At 69.6% G+C, this 7,217-nt stretch carries 6 protein-coding genes; 1 reads left to right on the forward strand and 5 read right to left on the reverse strand.

The genetic code is table 11. From position 1 onward, the window contains the following. Positions 1-4 precede the first annotated feature (4 nt). From ACK5F2_RS17815 to ACK5F2_RS17835, 5 genes are all read right to left on the reverse strand, one after another. A complete protein-coding gene (locus ACK5F2_RS17815) occupies positions 5-2,101 on the reverse strand; it encodes a 3-hydroxyacyl-CoA dehydrogenase NAD-binding domain-containing protein (protein WP_409867141.1) in 2,097 nt (698 codons plus the stop codon). Between the two features lie 188 nt (positions 2,102-2,289). Continuing rightward, on the reverse strand, positions 2,290-2,667 hold the full coding sequence (locus tag ACK5F2_RS17820) for a hypothetical protein (protein ID WP_409867143.1): 378 nt from the start codon (positions 2,665-2,667) through the stop codon (positions 2,290-2,292). A 108-nt stretch (positions 2,668-2,775) separates the two neighbouring features. After that, entirely contained in the window at positions 2,776-4,170 is a 1,395-nt protein-coding gene (locus tag ACK5F2_RS17825) for a lyase family protein (protein ID WP_409867145.1), read from the reverse strand. Positions 4,171-4,357: 187 nt separating this feature from the next. After that, the gene (locus tag ACK5F2_RS17830) at positions 4,358-5,116 is read right to left on the reverse strand and encodes a SapC family protein (protein WP_409867147.1); all 759 of its coding nucleotides are present in this window, start codon (positions 5,114-5,116) and stop codon (positions 4,358-4,360) included. Beyond that, positions 5,113-6,420, reverse strand: a complete 1,308-nt coding sequence (locus tag ACK5F2_RS17835) for a hemolysin family protein (RefSeq protein WP_133605173.1) — start codon at positions 6,418-6,420, stop codon at positions 5,113-5,115. Before ACK5F2_RS17835 ends, ACK5F2_RS17830 begins: the two co-directional genes overlap by 4 nt. Before the next feature lie 105 nt (positions 6,421-6,525). Between ACK5F2_RS17835 and ACK5F2_RS17840 the strand changes: the two genes are divergently transcribed. After that, the coding region (locus tag ACK5F2_RS17840) for a symmetrical bis(5'-nucleosyl)-tetraphosphatase (protein WP_409867149.1) at positions 6,526-7,217 on the forward strand (692 nt) is incomplete at its 3' end.

Below are 7,217 nucleotides of genomic sequence, written 5' to 3' on the forward strand. Positions count from 1 at the left end.
GTTGTCAGGTGAAGGACTTGCCCTCGGCCAGCAGGCGCTTGATCAGCGGCGCCGGCTCCCAGAACGTGGCATCGTCGGCCGGGTTGCGGGCAAAGCGCTGCATGGCCTGCACCACATTGAAAAGGCCCACGGTGTCGGCATAGCACATGGGGCCGCCGCGCCACAGCGGGAAGCCGTAGCCGGTGAGGTAGACCATGTCCACGTCCGAGGCGCGCTGGGCAATGCCCTCCTCCAGCAGATGGGCAGCCTCGTTCACCAGAGCGAAGACCAGGCGCTGCACGATCTCCTCGTCGCTGATGGCGCGGGGCTTGGCGCCTATGGCCTCGCGGTGCTTGGCCAGCATGGTCTCCACCACGGCCGAGGGGATGGCCTCGCGCTTGCCGGGCTGGTAGTCGTACCAGCCTGCTTGCGTCTTCTGGCCGAAGCGGCCCAGCTCGCACAGGCGGTCGGCGCTGGCCGAGTAGCGCAGCTGGGGCTTTTCCACATAGCGGCGCTTGCGGATGGCCCAGCCGATGTCATTGCCGGCCAGGTCTCCCATGCGGAAGGGGCCCATGGCGAAGCCGAACTGCTCCACCGCGCGGTCCACCTGCTGGGGCGTGCAGCCCTCGTCCAGCAGGAATCCTGCCTGGCGGCTGTACTGCTCGATCATGCGGTTGCCGATGAAGCCATCGCACACGCCCGAGACCACCGCGGTCTTCTTGATCTTCTTGGCCAGGGCCATCACCGTGGCCAGCACATCCTTGGCGGTGTGCTCGCCGCGCACCACCTCCAGCAGCTTCATCACGTTGGCCGGGCTGAAGAAGTGCAGGCCCAGCACATCCTGCGGGCGCTGGGTGAAGGCCGCTATTCTGTTGACGTCCAGGGTCGAGGTGTTGGAGGCCAGGATGGCGCCGGGCTTCATCACCGCGTCCAGCTGCTTGAACACCGCCTCCTTGACCGAGAGCTCCTCGAACACCGCCTCGATCACCAGATCGGCCTCGCGGATGTCCTCATAGCTCAGGGTGCTGGACAACAGGGCCATGCGCTGCTGGTACTTGTCTTCCTTGAGCTTGCCCTTCTTGAGCTGGGCCTCGTAGTTCTTGCGGATGGTCGCGATGCCGCGGTCCAGCGCCTCCTGCTGGGTCTCCAGCAGGGTGACGGGCAGGCCGGCGTTGAGGAAGTTCATCGCGATGCCCCCGCCCATGGTGCCGGCACCGATGACGGCCACCTTGGCGATGGGGCGCTGCGGCGTGTCCTCGGGCACATCGCCGATCTTGCTGGCGGCGCGCTCGGCGAAGAAGGCGTGGCGCAGGGCCTTGGACTCGGGCGTCTGCATCAGGGCGGCAAAGCCCTCGCGCTCTGCCTTGATGCCTTCCTCAAAGCTCTTGCTGAACACGGACGCCGCGACCGCCTCCAGGCAGCGCAGCGGTGCCGGGAAATTGCGGCTCTGCGCGCCCACCATATTGCGGGCGAACTGGAAGAAGGCCTGGGGCTCGGCGTGACGGGCCTTGAGCTCGCGCACCTTGGGCAGGGGGCGCAGGGCGGCCACTTCCTGGGCATAGGCGATGGCGCCGGCCAGCAGATCGCCCTCGATGATCTTTTGGAAGAGCTTTTGCCCCGGCACCTGGGCCAGCAGCTCGCTGGCCACGGGCTCGCCCGAGACGATCATGTTCAGCGCCGGCTCCACGCCCAGGGCGCGCGGCAGGCGCTGGGTGCCACCGGCGCCCGGCAGCAGGCCCAGCTTGACCTCGGGCAGCGCGATCTTGGCGCCCGGCGCGGCCACGCGGTAGTGGCAGCCCAGGGCCAGCTCCAGGCCGCCGCCCATGCAGACGCTGTGGATGGCGGCCACCACCGGCTTGCTGCAGTTCTCCACCACCGCGATCAGGGAGGGCAGATTGGGCTCGGCCATGGCCTTGGGCGAGCCGAACTCGCGGATGTCCGCGCCGCCCGAGAAGGCCTTGCCGGCCCCGGTGATGACCACGGCCTGCACCGCGGCGTCGGCCTCGGCCCGGGCAATGCCCTCGGCCGCGGCGCGCCGGGTCTCGAAGCCCAGGCCGTTGACCGGCGGGTTGTTCAGGGTGATCACGGCGATCTCGCCGCGGACCTCGTAGCTTGCAGTCATGCTGAAGACCCCTTCCTTGTGCTGTGCTGGCGCTGCGCCGGCCTGCGATCAGGACCGTGCGGAGCTCGGCTCGGAATAGAACGATCGTTCGATTCTAGGCAGCATGGGCCGCAGCGCACTGTCCCTGCCGCGACAGGGGCGGCCGCACAGCGCAAGTGCTGGGGTCAGGACTTGAGGGCCGGGGCCGCTCAACGGCGCGGATTCAGGATCTGGGTGGGTGCGAAGGGATCGCGCGCCTCTTTTTCGGACTTGGCCGCGCCGGGCGGCAGGGGCAGGAAAACCTCGTCGGCGGAGCGCGCCGGATCCGCGGCCGCGGAGGCATGGGCTCGGGCCGCATGGCCCGGACCATGCTGGCGCAGATCGGCCAGCTCGCGCTGCAGCTGCTCCACCTGGCGACGAGCCTGGCTCACCTGCTGCCCCACCTGTTGACGCGCCTGCTCCAGATGCTGGATGCGGCCCGAGGCCTCGCGCAGACGCCTGCCCAGCCACAAGGCCACCAGCCCCGCGCCGAGCACGGCGCCTCCCAGGCCCGCGCCCAGCAGCGTCAAACCCTGCATCCCATCCATTGCTTCTCCCTCAGGCACAGATCACGCGAGAGGCGTGACCAGAGTTGCAATGTAGCGGCCCAGGGCAGCCCGCGCATCGCTAGTTCTAGGGCTCGCGTCTGCGGCCAGTCAATGCGTCGCGTAATGCGCACAGGGTTGATCCATCAGCCCGGCCCAGGCCGCACGCAGCCCGGCCAGACCGGGGGCCACGCGCGCATCAGCACGCCGGGCCGCGGCGTCCGGGTCGAACAAGGCACGCAGCTCATCCGGGCCGGGCACCGGCCCCGGGAGCCGCTCCTGCTCCCGCCAGCCCAGGACCAGGGTCTGCAGATCCGCCCCCTGCTCGCGCACCTGGCGGCGCCAGCCCTGCAGGAGCCGCTGTGCCGGATCGGCGCCCAGGGAGCGGGCGAGGCTCAGGCTCAGCGCCTCGGCAAACACCAGACCGCGCTGCGCCAGCAGGTTCTCGCGCATGCGCCGGGGCTGCAGATGCAGGGCAGCGGCCGCCTGGTTCAGGGCTCGCAGGCCGGCATGGCAGCCCTGCAGCAGGCCGCCCCACTCGACCAGCTCGCCCTGCCAGCTGCCCAGCCCGCCCTCCAGGCTCTGGTCCTGGCCACAGCTCAGCAGGCTCGCCAGGCGCTGCGGTGCACGCCGCGCCGCGCCGAGCGCCTGCATGCAGGCCGCCAGCCCGGGTGGCGGCGTGGCTGAGCCGGGTGCCGCGTCGGCAGGGTCAAGGCACAGCTCATCCAGCTCGGGCTGGGCCAGCAGCATCCAGCCACGCGCCAGCTTGGCCAGCTCGGTGCTGAGCAGGGCCAGCTCGGTGGCCAGGCGCAGGCCACGGTCGCGCTGGGTGTGCCAGGCACCGTCGGGCAGGCCCAGGCGCAGCTCGGCCGCCATGGCGGCCGCCACGGCCGCGCCCGACTCGCCCATGGCGCCCAGGCCACCGCCCGGCCCGCCCAGTTGCAGCAGCAGGGCCTGGCCCGCCTGCTGTCGCAGGGCCTGCGCCGAGCGCAGCAGGGGCGCGCAGCTTTGATGGAGCCGCTGCCTGAGGCTGCTCGGTCCGGCGGGCTGCAGCTCGCAGCGCGCCAGCAGGGGCGTGGCCGGGTGCTGCTCCGCCAGGTCCAGCAGCCGGCCCACCAGCCCCAGCACGCCCTCCTCGATCAGGCCCAGGGCGCGCCGGATCTGCAGCAGCAGGGCCGTGTCCATGGCATCCTGGTCGCTGCAGCCCCAATGCACCCAGGCGGCGGCCTGGGGGTCGAACAGCGCCACGTTCTCGCGCAGGCGGCGCACCAGGGGCGGGGCCAGGCCGCCCTCGCGGCCGCTGGCCGCGACCAGGGCGGCCACATCGTAGAGCTCGGCCCGGCACAGGCTGGCAATGGCCTGGGCTGCGGCCGGCGGGATCAGGCCCTGACGGGCCTGGGCGCGGACCAGGGCCGCCTCGAAGTCCATCACGGCCTGAACCCAGCCCTGCTCACCCAGCAGGGCCTGCATCTCGGGCGTGCAAAGAAATGCCTCGGTCGCCAACACGGGTCGCCTCTCCCATTGCTGCCTGCCTGGGATGCTAGCGAGGCGATAGCCCCCCGGGGCATGGACAAACCCGCACAGGTATAGCGAGCCGCGCCCCTCGCGTGGGGTGCAGGCAAGAAAAAAGCCGCCGCTGCCCGGCGGGCTCGGCGGCGGCTCGGACGGGGCCAGCGCCCCGTCAGCGCGGCACTCAGGCGGCGGCGGTAGCGGCAGCGTCGGCGTGCTGCTGAGCCAGGCGGCTCATATTGCCCAGGGAGACGCGGTGCATCTCGATCAGGGCACCGATGCCGTTGCGGAAGATTTCCACGACCTTGGCGTCTTCCAGCTTGGCCAGCTTCTCTTCGTTGACGGCCAGGAAGCCGTCCACATCCAGCTTCTCGCCATTGGGCAGGGTGGCTTCGAAGCGCATGTCCTGCAGCAGGTCCAGCTTCAGCAGCTCTTCGCAGAACAGGCGGGTGCGCTCGGCCTCGCGCTCGAAGTTCTCCAGGATGCTGCGGGCGTTCACGGTGAACTCGCTGGGCTGGCCGTCAGCGGCGAACAGCGAGGTGCCTTCGGTCTCGGAGAAGCCCTTCCAGTCGGCGTCATAGCACACGGCCACCTGGTCGCCGCTGTCGATGCGGGCCATGGCAAAGGGGTAGCGACGCACATAGGCCGGCAGGTAGTTGGCCTTCCAGGCGCCGTCCTTCACGAACAGATTGCTGCCGGGCTTGAGGCCGAACACCGCCAGCGGGGCGATGGCCTGGGGGGCGCCGTCCTTGCCGGCCTCGCCCACGCGCACGAACACGATGGGGAATTCCTTGCAGGCTTCATTGAATTCCACCGCGGCCAGGAATACCGAATTCAGGCCTGCGGCGCGCTCCACCGTCGGCATCTCGGCCTGCAGGCGCAGATTCTTGTGCTGCTCGCGATCCAGCGGCACCAGATTGCCGTACATCGGGGGGTTGCTCATTTCTCGTCATCTCCGTCTTCATCCGCCAGTCGCGTGACCAGCACCTTGTCCACACGTTTGCCGTCGAGGTCCACGACCTCGAATCTCCACGCGCCCCACTCCACCGCATCGGTCGTGCGCGGCAAGCGCCCCAGCAGCAGCATGATCATGCCGGCCAGGGTGTTGTAGCGCCCACGATCCTCCTCGGGCAGTTCCTTGATGCCCAGGCGGTCCTTCAGCTCGGGCACCGGGATCAGGCCGTCCATCAGCCAGCTCCCGTCCTCGCGCCGCACCGCCCAGGCTTCACCATCGCTCGGGGCCGAGAACTCGCCCGCGATGGCTTCCAGCACATCGCGCAGCGTGATCACGCCCTGCACCTCACCGTACTCGTCCACCACGAACACCAGCTGGGCGTCCGAGCCGCGGAAATGCTCCAGCAGCTCCATGCCCGAGAGCGTCTCGGGCACGAAGATCGGGGCCTCCAGGTCTTCAGCCAGCGACAGCGGTTGGCCCGCAAGCACCCGCTGCAGCAGATGCTGGGCCGAGACCACGCCCACCACATCGGTCAGACCGCCGCGGCACACCGGGTAGCGGCTGTAGCCATGGGCCTTGAGCATCTCCAGCACCGGGCCGGCGCCGTCCTCGATGTCCAGCCAGGCGATCTCGGCCCGCGGAATCATCATCGAGCCCACCTGGCGCTCGTCCAGGCGGAACACATTGCGCACCATCTGGTGCTCCTGCTCCTCGATCACGCCCGCGTCCAGGCCCTCCTCCAGGCTGGCGGCGATTTCCTCTTCGGTCACGCCGCGCTGCACCTTGCCGCGCAGGCCCAGCAGACCCAGGGTGGCATCGGTGGAAAAACTCAGGAGCTTGACCAGGGGGCGTGCGACCAGGGAGAGAAACTCCATGGGCGGCGCCACCAGGCGGGCCACGGTCTCGGGGTAGATCTGGCCCAGGCGCTTAGGCACCAGCTCACCAAAGATGATGGTCAGCACCGTCAGGATCACCACCACCAGGCCGGTGGCACTCAGCTGGGCCGCGCGCTCGGGCATGCTCAGCACGCCCTGCAGCCACAGGGCCAGGGGGCCGGAAAAGGCTGCCTCACCCACGATACCGTTCAGCACCCCGATGGAGGTGATGCCGATCTGCACCGTGGACAGAAACTTGGTCGGGTTCTCGTGCAGGTCCATGGCGGCCTGCGCGCCTGATTCACCCCCCTCCACCATCACCTGCAGCCGCGCTTTGCGGCTTGCGGTCAGTGCCATCTCCGACATGGCGAAGAGGCCGTTGAGAAGAATCAGGAAAATTACAAGCGCAGTGTCCATTGAGAGCGTGCCAGGTTGTCGGGGTTTACCCGCGGCCACGCCAGTTTTTCAGAAGGCCGCAAGGGTAGCAGAAGCGCGTGACGCTTCCGACAGCACAATCCCGCTATGCACTATCTGATCGGCGACCTACAAGGCTGCTGCGACGCTTTCGAGCGACTGCTGGCCACCCTGGACTTCTCCCCCTCGCGCGACCGCCTCTATCTGCTGGGCGATCTGGTCAACCGCGGCCCCGCCTCCCTGGCCACCCTGCGCCGCCTGCAAGGGCTGGGTGAGTCCGCCACCTGCCTGCTGGGCAATCACGATCTGCACCTGCTGGCCATGGCCGCGGGCGTGCGCAAGCCCCACAAGGGCGACACCGCACAGGAAATCCTGAACGCGCCCGACCGCGAGCCCCTGCTGGACTGGCTGCGCCAACAGCGCATGGCCTGCTTTGCCCAGGGCTGGCTGATGGTGCATGCCGGCGTGCTGCCGGACTGGACCACCGAGCAGACCCTGGACCTGGCGGCCGAGGTCGAGGCCCTGCTGCGCGGCCCCGAGCTGGCCGAGTTCCTGCCCCAGATGTACGGCAACGAGCCCGAGCGCTGGGACGAGGGCCTGCGCGGCGTGCCGCGCCTGCGCTGCATCATCAACGCCCTGACCCGGCTGCGCTTTTGCGACGCCCAGGGCCGCATGGACTTCAAGACCAAGGACGGCGCCGATGCGGCCCCGCCCGGCTACATGCCCTGGTTCGAGGTGCCCGGCCGGCGCAGCGCCGGCACCCCCATCGCCTTCGGCCACTGGTCCACCCTGGGCCAGCT

The sequence above is a fragment of the Roseateles sp. genome (assembly GCF_046300915.1).
Classification (GTDB): Bacteria; Pseudomonadota; Gammaproteobacteria; order Burkholderiales; family Burkholderiaceae_C; genus Kinneretia.

Coding starts and splice junctions, on each gene's coding strand:
- ACK5F2_RS17830 (WP_409867147.1), bottom strand. CDS start 5,116: ATGAGCAACCCCCCGATGTACGGCAATCTGGTGCCGCTGGATCGCGAG.
- ACK5F2_RS17820 (WP_409867143.1), bottom strand. CDS start 2,667: ATGGATGGGATGCAGGGTTTGACGCTGCTGGGCGCGGGCCTGGGAGGC.
- ACK5F2_RS17835 (WP_133605173.1), bottom strand. CDS start 6,420: ATGGACACTGCGCTTGTAATTTTCCTGATTCTTCTCAACGGCCTCTTC.
- ACK5F2_RS17815 (WP_409867141.1), bottom strand. CDS start 2,101: ATGACTGCAAGCTACGAGGTCCGCGGCGAGATCGCCGTGATCACCCTG.